A 13,615-nucleotide genomic window follows, 5' to 3' on the forward strand; every position below is an offset into this window, starting at 1 on the left:
CTGCGGCCCGCGGTCAGCCGGCGGGCGGCACCAGCCCCAGCACCGATTCGATCTCGGCCACGAACCCCTGCGCCAGCCGCGACAGCGTCGCGTCGCGGCGGGTCAGCAGGCAGGCGCCGACCGAGATCTCGGGCGCGAACGCGTGCACCGACAGCTCCAGGTGCGACAGGAAGCCGGCGGTGTAGCTGTCGACCACCGCCACCCCGAGGCCCGAGTTCGCCAGCACCGCCGCGGTGTGGCAGTAGCGCACCTCGACCCGCGGCTGGTAGGGCACGCCGGCCTTCTCGAACGACATCTGCGTCGCCAGCCCCAGCCGCGAGGCGCTGTCGAGGCCGATGTGGCCATGCGCGGCGCAGTCCTGCGGGCTCAGCACCCGTTTCCCGGCCAGCGCGTGGTCGCGGTGCACCAGCGCCACCATGTGATCGCTGCGCAGCACCCGCACGTCGACCGCCGGGTGGCTGTTCAGCCCCAGCACCACGCCCAGTTCCGACGCGCCGGTCTCGACCTCCTCGATCACATGCTCCAGGCGGCGCACGTCGTACTGCACCGACACGCCGGGGCGCTCGGCCAGGAAATTGCGCAGCACCACCGGGATCACCGAATGGCCCAGCGGCGGCGTGGCGATCACCCGCAGCTTGCCGGCGGTGCCCTTGCGCAGGTCGCGGACATGGCCCTCGACCGCGCGCAGCTGCAGGAAGATCGGCTCGATCTCGGCGAACAGGCTGCGCGCCTCCTCGGTCGGCTGCAGGCGGCGGCTGCGGCGCTCGAACAGCTGGAAACCGAGCTGGCCCTCGAGCTGCTTGATCGCCAGCGACACCGCCGGCTGCGAGATGCCCAGATCGGCGGCCGCATCGACCGTGGTCTGGCGCAGCATCATCGTGCCGAAGATCTCCAGCAGCCGCAGCGACAGATCGTTGCGCCGGTCGATCCGCATCAGCCCGCCGCCAGCAGCGTGCCCAGCGCCATCGCCACCGCCGCCTGGGTCGGGTCGATCACCGGCACCGACAGCGCGGCCTCGAGCCGCGCGCGGTGCGCCGACAGCCCGGCGCAGCCCAGCAGGATCACGTCGGCGCCGTCGCCCTTCAGCGCGCTGCCGACCTCGACCAGCCGGTCGAACGTGCCCGCGCCGCGGGCGCTTTCGTCGACGCTGATGCCCAGCGGCCGCTCGCCCGCCAGCCGGCCGGTGACGCCCAGCCGCCGCAGGTAGCGCAGGTGGCGGCGGATCGAGGCCTCGGCGATGGCGATGACGCCGAACCGGTCGCCGCGGGCCAGCGCGGTCATCACCCCGGCCTCCTGCATGCCGAACACCGGCGCGGCGGTCACGCTGCGGCAGGCGTCGATGCCGGGATCGGAATAGCAGGCGATGACGAAGGCGGCGGCGTCGGTGCGCGCCCGAACCAGCCGTGCCAGCGGCAGCGCCACGCTGTCGCTGTCGAGCTGGCTTTCGATCCCGAACGGCCCCTCGGCCAGGGTCACGCAGTCGATCCGCGGACCGCCGGGCCACGCGAACCGGGCGAGCGCGGCGCGCAGCCCCTCGGTCACCGCCTCGTTCGAGTTCGGGTTGATGACGACGACGTGGCCGGTCATGCCGGGCCCTCCGGCAGGATGCGCGCGCCGAAGTTCCGCGCGGGGTCGGTCTCGGGCGCGCGGTGCCCGGGCATCCCGGTCAGATCGATCCGGTCGCGCTTGATGAACTTGCCGCGCCCGGGCTCGGCCACCAGCGCGCCGCCGTCGATCACCCGCTCGCCCCGCGACAGCACGGTCACGGGCCAGCCGGTCAGCTCGCGCCCCTCGTAGGGGGTGTAGTCCATGTTGTCGTGCTGATCCTGCAGCCGCACGGTGCGGGTCAGGTCCGGGTCCCAGATCGCGATGTCGGCGTCCGCGCCGACCGCGATGGTCCCCTTGCGCGGGTGCATGCCGTAGATCTTCGCGGCGTTGGTCGCGGACAGCGCCACGAACTGCTGCAGGGTGATCCGCCCGGCGGCGACGCCCTCGCTGAACAGCAGCGGCAGGCGCACCGCCAGCCCCGGCATGCCGTTGGCGATCTGCTTGAACGTGGCGTCCGGCCCCTTCGACAGCTTGCCGCTGTCATCGAAGCGATAGGGGGCGTGGTCGGACGAGAACAGGCTGAAGGTGCCCGCCTGCAGGTGCCGCCACAGCACCTGCTGCGTGGCCGGATCGCGCACCGGGGGCGAGCACATGAACTTCGCCCCCTCCATCCCCGGCCGGTCCAGATCGTCCCGGGTCAGGAAGAAGTACTGCGGGCAGGTCTCGCCGAAGATCTTGGCCCCGGCCAGCCGTGCGTCGTGCACCAGCCCCGCCCCTTCGGGGGTCGAGACATGCACGATCAGCAGCGGCGCGTCGGCCAGCCGCGCCAGCATGATCGCGCGGTTGATCGCCTCGGCCTCGGCCAGCGCCGGATGGCTGACGGCGTGATAGCGCGGGGTCGAGTGCCCGCCGGCCAGCAGCCGGTCCGACATCCACTTGATCATGCCGTTGTTCTCGGCGTGGACCATGGTCAGCGCGCCGTTCTCGCGCGCGACGGTCAGGATATCCAGGAACTGGCTGTCGTCGATCCGCATCAGATCGTAGGTCATGAACACCTTGAACGAGGTCACGCCGCGCGCGAAGGCCGCCGGCAATTCCTCGGTCAGCACCTTCTGCGTCGGGTCGGCGACGATCAGGTGGTAGCCGTAGTCGATCACCGACGCGCCCTGCGCCCGGCTGTCGTAAAGATCCAGCGTCTCGGTCACGCCCATGCCGCGGTGCTGCGCGGCGAACGGCACGAAGCAGGAGTTGCCGCCGAATGCCGCGCTGATCGAGCCCGAGCGGTAGTCGTCCGCGGTCATGCCCCCGGTCGCGCTTTCCTGGGCGATGTGGCAATGCGCCTCGATCCCGCCGGGCAGCACCAGCCTGCCGGTGGCATCGATCGTGTCCGCGGCCTCCAGCCCTTCGGCCAGTGCAACGACGCGGCCATCGCGGATGCCGATATCGGCGCGGAACGTGTCCGAGGCGGTGGCGACGGTGCCGCCGCGGATGACGAGATCGAACTCCATGGCTCCCCCCTCAGACAGCGCGGATCTGGCCACCGTCGCAGCGCACCAGGCTGCCGGTGACATAGGATGCGCGTTCGCTGGCCAGGAATGCGGCGACGTCGGCGAACTCCTGCACGGTGCCGTAGCGGCCCGCCGGGATCGTCGCCCGGCTGGCGGCGCGGACCGCGTCCAGGTCCTTGCCCGTGCGCTTGGCGGCGGCGCCATCCAGCTCGTCCACCCGCTCGGTGTGGATCCGGCCGGGCAGCAGCATGTTCACGGTGATGCCGTCGGCGGCCAGATCGTTCGACATCGACTTGGACCAGCCGACCAGCGCCGAGCGGATCATGTTCGACAGCCCCAGCGTCGGGATCGGCTGGATCACGCCGGAACTGCCGATCGCGATGATCCGCCCCCAGCCCCGCGCCTGCATGTGCGGCACCAGCTTCGCCGCCAGCGCCGTCACCCGGAACACCATCGCCTGCATCTGCGCCTCCAGCACCTGCTGGTCGGCGTCGGCCATCCGCCCCGGCGGCGGCCCGCCGGTATTCGCGACAAGAATGTCCGCCCCGCCCATGTCGGCGGCAGCCTGCGCCAGCACGTCGACCGAGGCCGGGTCGTTCAGATCGCAGGCGACCCGGCGCGCACGGCCCTGCCCCCTGGCGTTGATCGCCTCGGCCGCCGCCTGCAGCTTGTCCTCGGAGCGCCCGGTCAGCAGCACCTCGGCGCCCTCGGCGGCCAGCGCCTGCGCGATGCCAAGGCCCAGGCCCCGGCTCGACGACATCACCAGCGCGCGCTTGTCCTTCAGTCCCAGATCCATCAGCCCAGCTCCTTCAGTCGCCGCTCGAGGCGGGTCATCAGCCGAGTCAGCTCGGCCAGGTCGGTGTCGGTCAGCTTCGGCCCCGGCGCGCGCACCGTCGGCGCGGCCAGCACGCCGCGGCGGTGCAGGATCTGCTTGCGGATCGCCAGGCCGATGCCCAGCTGCTGCTCGTAGCGGACCAGCGGCAGGTAGGCGTCGAACAGGTCCTCGGCGCCGTCCAGATCGCCCGCCTTGTGGCGCGCCACGACCTGCACCATCATCTCGGGGTAGGCAAAGCCGGTCATCGCGCCGTCGGCGCCGCGCGCCATCTCCATCGGCAGGAACAGGCCGGCGTTGCCGGTCAGGATCGACAGCCGCGGCACGTCGCCGGTGCCGCTTTCGGCGCGCACGCGGGACAGCTTTGTCAGACCCGGCCAGTCCTCGTGCTTGAGCATCACGATCTGCGGATGCTCGACGGTCAGCTGCAGGATCGTCTCGACCGAGAACCAGGTGTTCAGGGTCAGCGGATAGTCCTGAAGGCAGATCGGAACGTCGCCACCCAAGGCCTTGCAAACCTGCGCGAAATAGCCCTTCTGCCGGTCCTCTGGCGTCAGCCCCGGGGGCGGCGCGACCATCACCCCGGCGGCACCCGCGTCCATCACCGAGCCGGTCAGCCGCGCCATGTTGTCGAGCCCGGCGCCGGAAACGCCGACAATCACCGGCACCCGGCCGGCGACGCGGTCCAGAACCCGGCGGGCGAAGGTCAGCGCCTCGTCCCCGGCCAGCTTCGGCGCCTCGCCCATGATGCCGAGGATGGTCATGCCGGTGACGCCGGCATCGAGGTAGAAGTCGACCATGCGGTCGGTGCTTTCCAGGTCCAGCGCGCCGCTTTCGGCGAACGGGGTCGCGGCGATGACGAACACGCCGTCGGACTCCCGGTGGATCAGATTGCTCATGTTGTCTCCGTTTGGGTCATTTTGCCGGCACGGTCGGGATCGGGTGCCGGTCGATCTCTTCCAGGCGGGCATAGCGGTCGGCGAACAGCCGCGCCACCGGCCAGTCGCCGCCCCAGTCGACGTGCAGCCGGTCGGCGTCGATCAGCCCGTCGCGCGCCGCCAGCCCCACCGCCTGCCCGACCAGGACCTCGCGCCCCGGCCCGAATGCCAGCGCGACGATCTTGCGGCACTCGATCGCCACCGGCGCATCGGCCAGCCGCGGCGGGCGCACCTTGACCGAGGCCGCGGTGGCCAGGCCCAGCGCCGCCGGCTCGCCCTCGTCGGCGCCGTAGGCGGCGGCGGTCGCAACCATCGCCTTGGTCAGCGCCGGGGTGGCGATGTTCACGACGAACTCGCCGGAGGCGTCGATGTTGCGGGTGGTGTCCTTGCGCGCGCCGCCCGCGCGATGCTCCAGCCCCAGGATCACCGTCGCCGGATCCTCGCCGAACACGTTGAAGAACGAGAACGGCGCCGCGTTCACCACGCCGTCAACGCTTGCGGTCGTCACCCACGCCACCGGGCGCGGGATCACCACCGCCGTCAGCAGCTTGTAGCGGTCGCGGGGGGACAGCGCGTCGAGGTCCAGGTGCATCTCAATCCCCCGGATGCTCGACGCCGGTCTGGCTGCAGATCCGGCCGTAATGCTCGATCCGGCGGTGGCGCTTGAAGTCGAAGATGGTCTCCTTGCCGAAGGTGCAGGCGTCCATGTCGCAGGCGTGGACGATCAGCTCGTCGGCTTCGGTCTCGGCGCGGGCGACGACGAAGCCGTTGGGATCGACGATCACGCTGCCGCCCAGCAGCGGGTGGCCGTCCTCGTCGCCGGCCTTGGCCACGCCCACCACCCAGGCCGAGTTCTGATAAGCGCCGGCCTTCATCGACAGCTCGGAATGATAGAGCCGCTGCTCGGGACCCTCGTCCGACATCTGGCTGTTCACCGAGGGCGTGTTGTAGCCCAGGGTGATCAGCTCCGCCCCCTGCAGGCCCATGACGCGGTAGGTCTCGGGCCAGCGGCGGTCGTTGCAGATGCACATGCCCATCCACGCGTCCATGTTGCGCCACACCCGGAACCCCAGGTCGCCCGGCTCGAAGTAACGCTTTTCCAGGTGCTGGAAGGCGCGGTCGGGGTCGTATTCGGCATGCCCCGGCAGGTGCACCTTGCGGTACTTGCCGACGATGGCCCCGGTCCGGTCGGTCAGGATCGAGGTGTTGAAATGCCGGCCCTCGGGCGTCAGCTCGGCATAGCCGAAGCTGATCGCGATGCCGCGCTCTCGCGCGCGGGCGAATAGCGGCTCGGTGGCGCCGTTCGGCATCTCGCGCTCGAACCACCGGTCGACCTCGGCCTGGTCCTCCATCATCCAGCGCGGAAAGAAGGTGGTCAGGCACAGCTCGGGGAACACCACCAGATCGCAGCCCCCGTCGGCCCCCCGGTCCAGCAGCGCGATCATCCGCGCGACCACCGCCGCGCGGCTGTCGGCCTTCTGGATCGGGCCCATCTGCGCGCCCCCGATCACGATTTCCCGCATCTCGTTCCTCCGGTAGATTATGTTGCCATGCGCCGCTCGAACCGGCTGATCAGCCGGACGCAGGGCCACAGGATTGCCAGGTAGATCCCCGCCGCCAGCACGATCGGCGAGGCGTTGTAGGTGACCGAGCGCGCCAGATCCGCCTGGTGCAGCATCTCGCCCAGCGACACCACCGAGGCGAGCGAGGTCAGCTTGACCACCTCGACCGTGTTCGAGATCAGGTCGGGCAGCACGTTGCGCACCGCCTGCGGCAGCACGACATGCGCCAGCGATTGCCCGGCGGTCAGCCCGGTCGAGCGCGCGGCCTCGGCCTGCCCGGTGCCGACCGACAGCAGGCCGGCCCTGAAGATCTCGCCGTAATACGCCGAATTGTTGAGGAAAAACGCCACGGCAACCGCCGTGAACGGGCTGATGTCCAGACCCGCGAACGGCAGGCCGGCGTAGACGAAGATCAGCAGCACCAGCGGCGGGATGGCGCGGAAGAAGTCGACGAAGGCGATCATCGGCCAGCGCACCGCGCGCCGCGGCGACAGCGACGCCAGCGCCGCCAGCAGGCCGCCCGCCATACCCATCGGGATCACCACCAGACAGATCAGCAGCGTGACCCACAGGCCCTGCACCACCGTCGGCCACGCGGCGGCCATGATCTCGAGGTTCAGGAACTGCTCGGCGAACTTTTCCATGCTACACCTTCCGCCAGGCGAAGCGGCTTTCCAGCCAGCGCGACAGCACCACGAACGGCATGAACAGCAGCACATAGGCGACCGCCGCCAGCATCAGCGGCGAGGCGTTGCCGGAAAAGCTTTGCGCGGTGGTGGCCTGGTTCAGGATGTCCGGCACGCCGATCACCGTGCCCAGCGCGGTCATCTTGGTGATGGCGATGGCGCGGTTGGTCAGCGGCGGGATCGCCAGCCGCACCGCCTGCGGCAGCACCACCCAGAGCAGCGCCTGGGTGAACCCCAGCCCGGTAGAGCGCGCCGCCTCCCACTGGCCCTTGGCGACCGAGGTGATGCCGGCCCAGAGGATCTCCTCGGCGAAGGCGGCCAGGATCAGCGTCAGGATCGCGTAGAGCACGACGAAGCTGGACAGGAAGATGCCCGCGTTCGGCAGGCCGAAATAAACGATCAGGATCAGCACCAGCGGCGGCAGCGCGCGGAAAATGTCGGCGAAGATCACGATGCCGAAGGACAGCAGCCGCACGCGGTAGGCGCGCACGCAGGCCAGCAGCCCGCCCAGCGCGATGCCCGACAGCACGATCAGCACCGACAGCTCGACCGTCACCCAGACGCCCTGCAGGATCGCCGGCGCGTATTTCGCCAGCACCGCGGCATTGAAGAAGGTGTCGAGGAACCGCTCCAGCGGGGTCATCGCTCAGCCCCCGGTGACGCGCGACAGGAAGGCGCGCGTGCGCTCGTGCTCGGGCGCGCCGAAGATCCGCTCGGGCGGGCCCTGCTCGACGATGCTGCCGCCGTCCATGAAGATCACCCGGTCGGCGGCCTCCTGCGCGAACTTCATCTCGTGGCTGACCACCAGCATGGTCATGCCGGCGGACTTCATGTCGCGCATCACCGCCAGCACGTCGCCGACCAGTTCCGGGTCCAGCGCCGAGGTCGGCTCGTCGAACAGCATCACCTCGGGCTCCAGCGCCAGCGCGCGGGCGATGGCGACGCGCTGCTGCTGGCCGCCGGACAGCGCCGCCGGGTGGTTGCCGGCCTTGTCGGCCAGCCCGACCTGGGTCAGCGCCTCGACCGCGCGGGCCTCGGCCTCGGCGCGGGACAGCCCGCGCACCTTGCGCAGCGCCAGCGTGACGTTCTTCAGCGCGGTCAGGTGCGGGTAGAGGTTGAAGGCCTGGAACACCATGCCGATGCGCTGGCGGATCTGGTTCAGGTTCACCCCTGCCCCCGTCACCGGCGTGCCCTTCAGCAGGATCGTGCCCGAGTCCGGCTCCTCCAGCCGGTTGCAGCAGCGCAGCATCGTCGACTTGCCGCTGCCCGAGGGGCCGAGGACGAACACCAGCTCGCTGGGGGCGACCGCAAGGTCGATGCCGCTGAGCACGGTGGTGGCGCCGAACGACTTGTGCAGCGCCGCGATCTCCAGCGCGGGCCGGCCGGCCGCCGGCGCGGCGGCGGGCGCGGTCGGGTCCGCCGTTCGGGCGGCGCGGGGATCGATCATGCCACGGCTCCTTCCGGTTCGGGCCAGGCCCCTGGCGCGCGGCAGGCGCCAGGGGCCGGGCCGCGGGGCCTCAGCAGGACGGCTCGTGACCGTCATCGACATAGCCTTCGAAGTCGGGCTCGCCGTATCCGGCGACGGGGGTGACGGCGGCGGAGCCCTCGGCCGGCGCGGTGCCGAACCACTTCTCGTGCAGCTCGGCGATGGTGCCGTCGATCTTCATGCACTCGATGACATTCTCGACGGTCGCGCGCAGCTCCTCGTCGCCCTTGCGGAACGGCATTCCCCAGACCTTGCCGGTCGAGAACAGGTAGCTGAGCTTGACGTTCGGGTTCTGCTTCGCCGCCCAGGCCGAGACGGTGTTGCCGGCGACGTTGGCGAACGCCCGCCCCGAGACCACGGCCTGCACCGCGTCGGTGTTGGTGCCGTAGCTTTCGACGGTCCAGCCGGTCTCGGCCGCCAGATCGCGCGCCCAGCTGTCATAGACCGAGCCCTTGTTGACCGCGATCACCTGCCCGGCAAAGCCGTCCATGTCGGTGATCTCGGGGGTGTCGTTGCGCACCACGAACTGGAAGTCGGTGTTCAGGTAGCCTTCCGAGAACAGCACGTTCGCGGCGCGTTCCTCGGTGATCGTGGTGGGGGCGACGACGAAATCGTAGGTGCCGGCCTGCAGCCCGGGCAGGATGCCCGAGAACTGGGTGGCGACGATGTCCATCTTCGCGCCGAGGCGCTCGCCGATCATGTTCGCCAGATCGACGTTGAAGCCCTCGATGCCGCCGCCCAGCTTGGGCATGGCGTGGGGCGCGAAGGTGCCATCCAGCGCGACCTTGTAGGTGGTGTCCTGCGCCTGCGCCGCCGACGCGGCGACCAGCGCCGCGGCGATTGCGGCCGTCAGAGTCCGTGCAAGCATGGTCATGATCCCTGTTGGTTTTGTTTTGCATCGCAAAATTATAAGTTTCACGCCATGATGCACAGGAAAAACACCGGGCGAGTTTATTTAATATACGATTTGCATATAAGTTCAGCTTATAGGCAGCGTGCCGCCCGCGCACGACTCGCGCACGAGGTGCCGACGCGATCGCCGCTCAGAGATCGAGCCGCTCCAGGATCTCGGGCAGGTGCGTGTAGCTGGCCAGCACCGCCGCCGGGCCCAGCCGCGCCACCCCGGCGCCCTCGGGGCCGAAGCCGACCAGCACGCAGGGCACGCCGGCGGCGCGGGCGGCCAGCACGTCGGTCTCGGTGTCGCCGACCAGCACCGCCCGGCCGGCGTCGCCGCCGGCGCGGGCGATGGTCTCGAGCAGGTGGCGCGGGTCGGGCTTGCGCACCGGCAGGCTGTCGGCGCCCAGCATCGCGGCAAATCGGTCGCGGATCCCCAGCCGGGTCAGCAGAAGCTCGGCCAGCGCCACCGGCTTGTTGGTGCACACCCCCAGCGCCCAGCCCTGCCCCGCCAGCCGGTCCAGCGCCCGCGCGGCGCCGTCGTAGAGCCGCGTGTGGGTGTCGATCCCGGCCTCGTATCGCGACAGGAAGCCGGGCAGCGCCGCCTCGATCGCCGCCTCGATCTCGGCCTCGGGGGTGCCGGTGCGCGCGTGCGCCAGCCGCAGCATGGCGCGCCCGCCGTGAAACGCCACCAGGCTGTCGGCGACCGGGTCCAGCAGCGGCGCGGAAAAGCCCCCGTTCGCCGCCGCGATCAGGTCCGCCGAGGTATCGGCCAGCGTGCCGTCCAGATCGAAGATCGCCGTGCGCATCGCGCCCCCTTCCGGGATCGTGATGCCACAGCGGGACAGGCGCTGAAACCATTTCTGATGCCGCACCGCCTTGCGCCTCGCGGGCGGCCTGCTATGAGGCCGGAAACGACGACAGGAACGGGCGGAATGAGCACAGCGATCATCGTTCTGGCGGCCGGCCAGGGTACCCGCATGGCCTCGGACCGGCCCAAGGTCCTGCACGAGGTCGCGCACGCGCCGCTGCTGCACCACGTCCTGCGCGCCGCCGCCGCGCTGGCGCCGGAGCGGACCGTGGTGGTCGTTGGCACCGGCGCCGAGGCGGTGGCCGGCGCCGCGCGCGCGCTGGACCCGCGGGCCGAAACCGCCCTGCAGGCCGAGCGGCTGGGCACCGCCCACGCCGTCGCGCAGGCGCGCCCGGCGCTGGACGGCTTCGCCGGCGACGCGCTGGTGCTTTACGGCGACACGCCGTTCGTGCGCCCCGAGACGCTGCAGGCGATACGGGCCGCGCGGGCCGACGGCGCGGCGGTGGTGGTGCTGGGGTTCGAGGCCGCCGATCCCTCCGGCTATGGCCGCCTGATCACCGGCGCCGACGGCGCGCTGCAGGCGATCGTCGAGCACAAGGACGCCAGCGCCGCGCAGCGGGCGATCCGGCTGTGCAATTCCGGCGTGGTCTGCGCCGACGCGCCGACGCTGTTCGGGCTGATCGAGGCGGTCGGCAACGACAACGCCAAGGGCGAGTTCTACCTGACCGACATCGTCGCGATCGCCCGCGCCCGCGGTCTGAGCTGCCGCGCCGTGACCTGCGACGAGGCCGAAACGCTGGGGGTGAACTCGCGCGCCGACCTGGCCCGCGCCGAAGCGACGTTCCAGACCGCCGCCCGCGCCCGCGCGATGGCCGGCGGCGCGACGCTGACCGCGCCCGACACGGTGTTCCTCGCCCACGACACGCGGCTGGGCCGCGACGTCACCGTCGAGCCGTTCGTCACCTTCGGCCCTGGCGTGACGGTCGCCGACGGCGCCCGCATCCGCGCCTACAGCCACCTTGAGGGCGCGCACGTCGCCGAAGCCGCCGTCGTCGGACCCTATGCCCGGCTGCGGCCCGGCGCGCAGGTCGGCCCGCGGGCGCGGATCGGCAATTTCGTCGAGGTCAAGGCCGCCGAGATCGCCGAGGGCGCCAAGGTCAACCACCTGAGCTACATCGGCGACGCCAGCGTCGGCGCCGGCGCGAACATCGGCGCCGGCACGATCACCTGCAATTACGACGGCGTGTTCAAGCACCGCACCGCGGTCGGCGCCGGCGCCTTCATCGGCTCGAACAGCGCGCTGGTGGCGCCGGTCCGCATCGCCGATGGCGGCTATGTCGCCTCGGGTTCGGTGGTAACCATCGACGTGGGCGCGGGCGATCTGGCGATCGCGCGGGCGCGGCAGGTGAACAAGCCGGGGCTGGGCGCGCGCATGGTGGCCCGCCTGAAGGCGTTGAAGCAGAAGGGAACAGGCTGATGTGCGGTATCGTCGGGATCCTCGGCCAGCACGAGGTGGCACCGCTGATTCTGGACGCGCTGCGGCGGCTGGAATACCGCGGCTACGACAGCGCCGGCATCGCCACGGTGAACGAGGGGCGGCTGGACCGGCGCCGCGCGACCGGAAAGCTGTGGGCGCTGTCCGACCTGCTGGTGCAGGATCCGATCCGCGGCCATGTCGGCATCGGCCACACCCGCTGGGCGACACATGGTGCGCCGACCGAGGCCAACGCGCACCCGCACCGCTCGGGGCCGGTCGCCGTCGTGCACAACGGCATCATCGAGAACTTTCGCGAGCTGCGCGCCGAACTCGAGGCCGATGGCGTGACCTTCGACACCGACACCGATACCGAGGCGGTGGCGCATCTGGCGGCACGCGAGTTGCGCGGGGGGCGCACGCCGGTCGAGGCCGCGCAAGAGACGCTGGCCCGGCTCGACGGCGCCTTCGCGCTGCTGTTCCTGTTCGAGGGCGAGGAGGATCTGCTGGTGGCCGCCCGCCGCGGCTCGCCGCTGGCGCTGGGGCACGGCGAGGGCGAGATGTTCGTCGGCTCGGACGCGGTCGCGCTGGCGCCGCTGGCGCGCGAGCTGACCTACCTCGAGGAAGGCGACTGGGCGGTGGTGCGCCGCGACAGCGTGCAGCTGTTCGACGAGGCCAACGCGCCGGTCGAGCGGCCGCGCACCATCGTCGCCGCCGCCAACGCCTATGCCGACAAGGGCGTGCACAAGCATTTCATGGCCAAGGAGATCCACGAGCAGCCGACGGTGATGTCCTATGCGCTGTCGCAGTACACCGCCGCCGACCGGGCGGCGGTGGCGCTGCCGGGGATCGCGGTCGATTTCACCGGTTTCGACCGGGTGGTGATGGTCGCCTGCGGCACCGCCCACCTGGCCTGCCACGTGGCGAAGTACTGGTTCGAGCAGCTGGCCCGGATCCCGGTCGAGATCGAGGTCGCCTCGGAGTTCCGCTATCGCGAGCCGCCGGTCGCGCCGCGCACGCTGGCGATCTTCGTCAGCCAGTCGGGCGAGACCGCCGACACGCTGGCCGCGCTGCGCTACATGCGCGGCAGGGCGGCGGCGATCGCGGCGGTGGTGAACGTGCTGGAAAGCTCGATCGCGCGCGAATCGGACCTGGTGTTCCCGATCCACGCCGGGGTCGAGGTCGGCGTCGCCTCGACCAAGGCGTTCACCTGTCAGCTGACGGTGCTGGCGGCGCTGGCGATCCTGGCGGCGCGGCAGAACGGCCGGATCGACGCCGCGCGCGAGGCGGAGCTGGTCTCGGCGCTGGAATCGGTGCCGGCGGCGATGGCGCAGGTGCTGGCGCACGAGGAGGTCTACGGCCCGCTCTGCTGGGAGTTGTCGAAGGCGTCGGACGTGCTGTTCCTGGGCCGCGGCGCGATGTATCCGCTGGCGCTGGAAGGCGCACTGAAACTGAAGGAGATCAGCTATATCCACGCCGAAGGCTATGCCAGCGGCGAGTTGAAGCACGGCCCGATCGCGCTGATCGACGAGACCGTGCCGGTGATCGTGCTGGCGCCGTCGGATGCGCTGTTCGACAAGACCGTCAGCAACATGCAGGAGGTGATGGCGCGCGGCGGGCGGATCCTGCTGGTCACCGATCAGGCCGGGCTGTCGCGGGCGTCCGAGGGGCTGTGGCAGTCGCTGCGCCTGCCGCCGGTCGATCCGTTCGTGGCGCCGATCCTGTACGCGGTGCCGGCGCAGCTGCTGGCCTATCACACCGCCGTCACCAAGGGCACCGACGTGGACCAGCCGCGCAACCTGGCGAAGTCGGTCACCGTCGAGTAGCACCGCGCGCGCGGTCTGCCGGCCGGTAGCCCGGGACGGGGCGGACCGGG

Annotated in this window: 14 protein-coding genes; 2 read left to right on the plus strand and 12 right to left on the minus strand. The window is 71.0% G+C overall.

Annotation, left to right across the window (positions count from 1 at the left end; genetic code table 11):
• Positions 1–13: 13 nt before the first annotated feature.
• The 12 genes from GE300_RS05800 to GE300_RS05855 form a co-directional block, all read right to left on the minus strand.
• Positions 14–934, minus strand: a complete 921-nt coding sequence (locus GE300_RS05800; protein ID WP_154445621.1) for a LysR substrate-binding domain-containing protein — start codon at positions 932–934, stop codon at positions 14–16.
• Positions 934–1,587, minus strand: a complete 654-nt coding sequence (locus GE300_RS05805) for an aspartate/glutamate racemase family protein (protein ID WP_154445622.1) — start codon at positions 1,585–1,587, stop codon at positions 934–936. The genes GE300_RS05800 and GE300_RS05805 overlap by 1 nt, the downstream gene beginning before the upstream one ends.
• A complete protein-coding gene (gene hydA / locus GE300_RS05810) occupies positions 1,584–3,056 on the minus strand; it encodes a dihydropyrimidinase (protein WP_154445623.1) in 1,473 nt (490 codons plus the stop codon). Before hydA ends, GE300_RS05805 begins: the two co-directional genes overlap by 4 nt.
• Before the next feature lie 10 nt (positions 3,057–3,066).
• A complete protein-coding gene (locus GE300_RS05815; protein ID WP_154445624.1) occupies positions 3,067–3,852 on the minus strand; it encodes an SDR family oxidoreductase in 786 nt (261 codons plus the stop codon).
• A complete protein-coding gene (locus tag GE300_RS05820) occupies positions 3,852–4,787 on the minus strand; it encodes a dihydrodipicolinate synthase family protein (protein ID WP_154445625.1) in 936 nt (311 codons plus the stop codon). The genes GE300_RS05815 and GE300_RS05820 overlap by 1 nt, the downstream gene beginning before the upstream one ends.
• Before the next feature lie 16 nt (positions 4,788–4,803).
• Positions 4,804–5,418: a flavin reductase family protein gene (locus tag GE300_RS05825; protein WP_154445626.1), complete on the minus strand. Its 615-nt coding sequence runs from the start codon at positions 5,416–5,418 to the stop codon at positions 4,804–4,806.
• Between the two features lies 1 nt (position 5,419).
• A complete protein-coding gene (locus tag GE300_RS05830; RefSeq protein ID WP_154445627.1) occupies positions 5,420–6,349 on the minus strand; it encodes an N-carbamoyl-D-amino-acid hydrolase in 930 nt (309 codons plus the stop codon).
• A gap of 17 nt (positions 6,350–6,366) precedes the next feature.
• The gene (locus GE300_RS05835) at positions 6,367–7,032 is read right to left on the minus strand and encodes an amino acid ABC transporter permease (protein WP_154445628.1); all 666 of its coding nucleotides are present in this window, start codon (positions 7,030–7,032) and stop codon (positions 6,367–6,369) included.
• A 1-nt stretch (position 7,033) separates the two neighbouring features.
• A complete protein-coding gene (locus GE300_RS05840) occupies positions 7,034–7,717 on the minus strand; it encodes an amino acid ABC transporter permease (RefSeq protein WP_154445629.1) in 684 nt (227 codons plus the stop codon).
• Positions 7,718–7,720: 3 nt separating this feature from the next.
• Entirely contained in the window at positions 7,721–8,521 is an 801-nt protein-coding gene (locus GE300_RS05845) for an amino acid ABC transporter ATP-binding protein (RefSeq protein WP_154445630.1), read from the minus strand.
• Between the two features lie 70 nt (positions 8,522–8,591).
• On the minus strand, positions 8,592–9,428 hold the full coding sequence (locus GE300_RS05850) for a transporter substrate-binding domain-containing protein (RefSeq protein ID WP_154445631.1): 837 nt from the start codon (positions 9,426–9,428) through the stop codon (positions 8,592–8,594).
• A 175-nt stretch (positions 9,429–9,603) separates the two neighbouring features.
• The gene (locus GE300_RS05855) at positions 9,604–10,263 is read right to left on the minus strand and encodes an HAD-IA family hydrolase (protein WP_154445632.1); all 660 of its coding nucleotides are present in this window, start codon (positions 10,261–10,263) and stop codon (positions 9,604–9,606) included.
• Positions 10,264–10,389: 126 nt separating this feature from the next.
• On the opposite strand from GE300_RS05855, the gene glmU reads away from it, so the two are divergent.
• Together glmU and glmS are read left to right on the plus strand one after the other, a co-directional pair.
• A complete protein-coding gene (gene glmU / locus GE300_RS05860; RefSeq protein WP_154445633.1) occupies positions 10,390–11,742 on the plus strand; it encodes a bifunctional UDP-N-acetylglucosamine diphosphorylase/glucosamine-1-phosphate N-acetyltransferase GlmU in 1,353 nt (450 codons plus the stop codon).
• Positions 11,742–13,565 carry a glutamine--fructose-6-phosphate transaminase (isomerizing) gene (glmS, locus tag GE300_RS05865; RefSeq protein WP_154445634.1) on the plus strand — a complete coding sequence of 608 codons (1,824 nt, stop codon included), beginning with the start codon at positions 11,742–11,744 and terminating at the stop codon, positions 13,563–13,565. Before glmU ends, glmS begins: the two co-directional genes overlap by 1 nt.
• The last annotated feature ends 50 nt before the right edge of the window (positions 13,566–13,615 follow it).

The organism is Halovulum marinum (assembly GCF_009697225.1).
Lineage (GTDB): Bacteria > Pseudomonadota > Alphaproteobacteria > Rhodobacterales > Rhodobacteraceae > Halovulum > Halovulum marinum.

Coding starts and splice junctions, on each gene's coding strand:
- GE300_RS05855 (WP_154445632.1), bottom strand. CDS start 10,263: ATGCGCACGGCGATCTTCGATCTGGACGGCACGCTGGCCGATACCTCG.
- GE300_RS05850 (WP_154445631.1), bottom strand. CDS start 9,428: ATGCTTGCACGGACTCTGACGGCCGCAATCGCCGCGGCGCTGGTCGCC.
- GE300_RS05800 (WP_154445621.1), bottom strand. CDS start 934: ATGCGGATCGACCGGCGCAACGATCTGTCGCTGCGGCTGCTGGAGATC.
- GE300_RS05830 (WP_154445627.1), bottom strand. CDS start 6,349: ATGCGGGAAATCGTGATCGGGGGCGCGCAGATGGGCCCGATCCAGAAG.
- GE300_RS05805 (WP_154445622.1), bottom strand. CDS start 1,587: ATGACCGGCCACGTCGTCGTCATCAACCCGAACTCGAACGAGGCGGTG.
- glmS (WP_154445634.1), top strand. CDS start 11,742: ATGTGCGGTATCGTCGGGATCCTCGGCCAGCACGAGGTGGCACCGCTG.
- glmU (WP_154445633.1), top strand. CDS start 10,390: ATGAGCACAGCGATCATCGTTCTGGCGGCCGGCCAGGGTACCCGCATG.
- GE300_RS05835 (WP_154445628.1), bottom strand. CDS start 7,032: ATGGAAAAGTTCGCCGAGCAGTTCCTGAACCTCGAGATCATGGCCGCC.
- GE300_RS05820 (WP_154445625.1), bottom strand. CDS start 4,787: ATGAGCAATCTGATCCACCGGGAGTCCGACGGCGTGTTCGTCATCGCC.
- GE300_RS05815 (WP_154445624.1), bottom strand. CDS start 3,852: ATGGATCTGGGACTGAAGGACAAGCGCGCGCTGGTGATGTCGTCGAGC.
- GE300_RS05840 (WP_154445629.1), bottom strand. CDS start 7,717: ATGACCCCGCTGGAGCGGTTCCTCGACACCTTCTTCAATGCCGCGGTG.
- GE300_RS05845 (WP_154445630.1), bottom strand. CDS start 8,521: ATGATCGATCCCCGCGCCGCCCGAACGGCGGACCCGACCGCGCCCGCC.
- GE300_RS05825 (WP_154445626.1), bottom strand. CDS start 5,418: ATGCACCTGGACCTCGACGCGCTGTCCCCCCGCGACCGCTACAAGCTG.
- hydA (WP_154445623.1), bottom strand. CDS start 3,056: ATGGAGTTCGATCTCGTCATCCGCGGCGGCACCGTCGCCACCGCCTCG.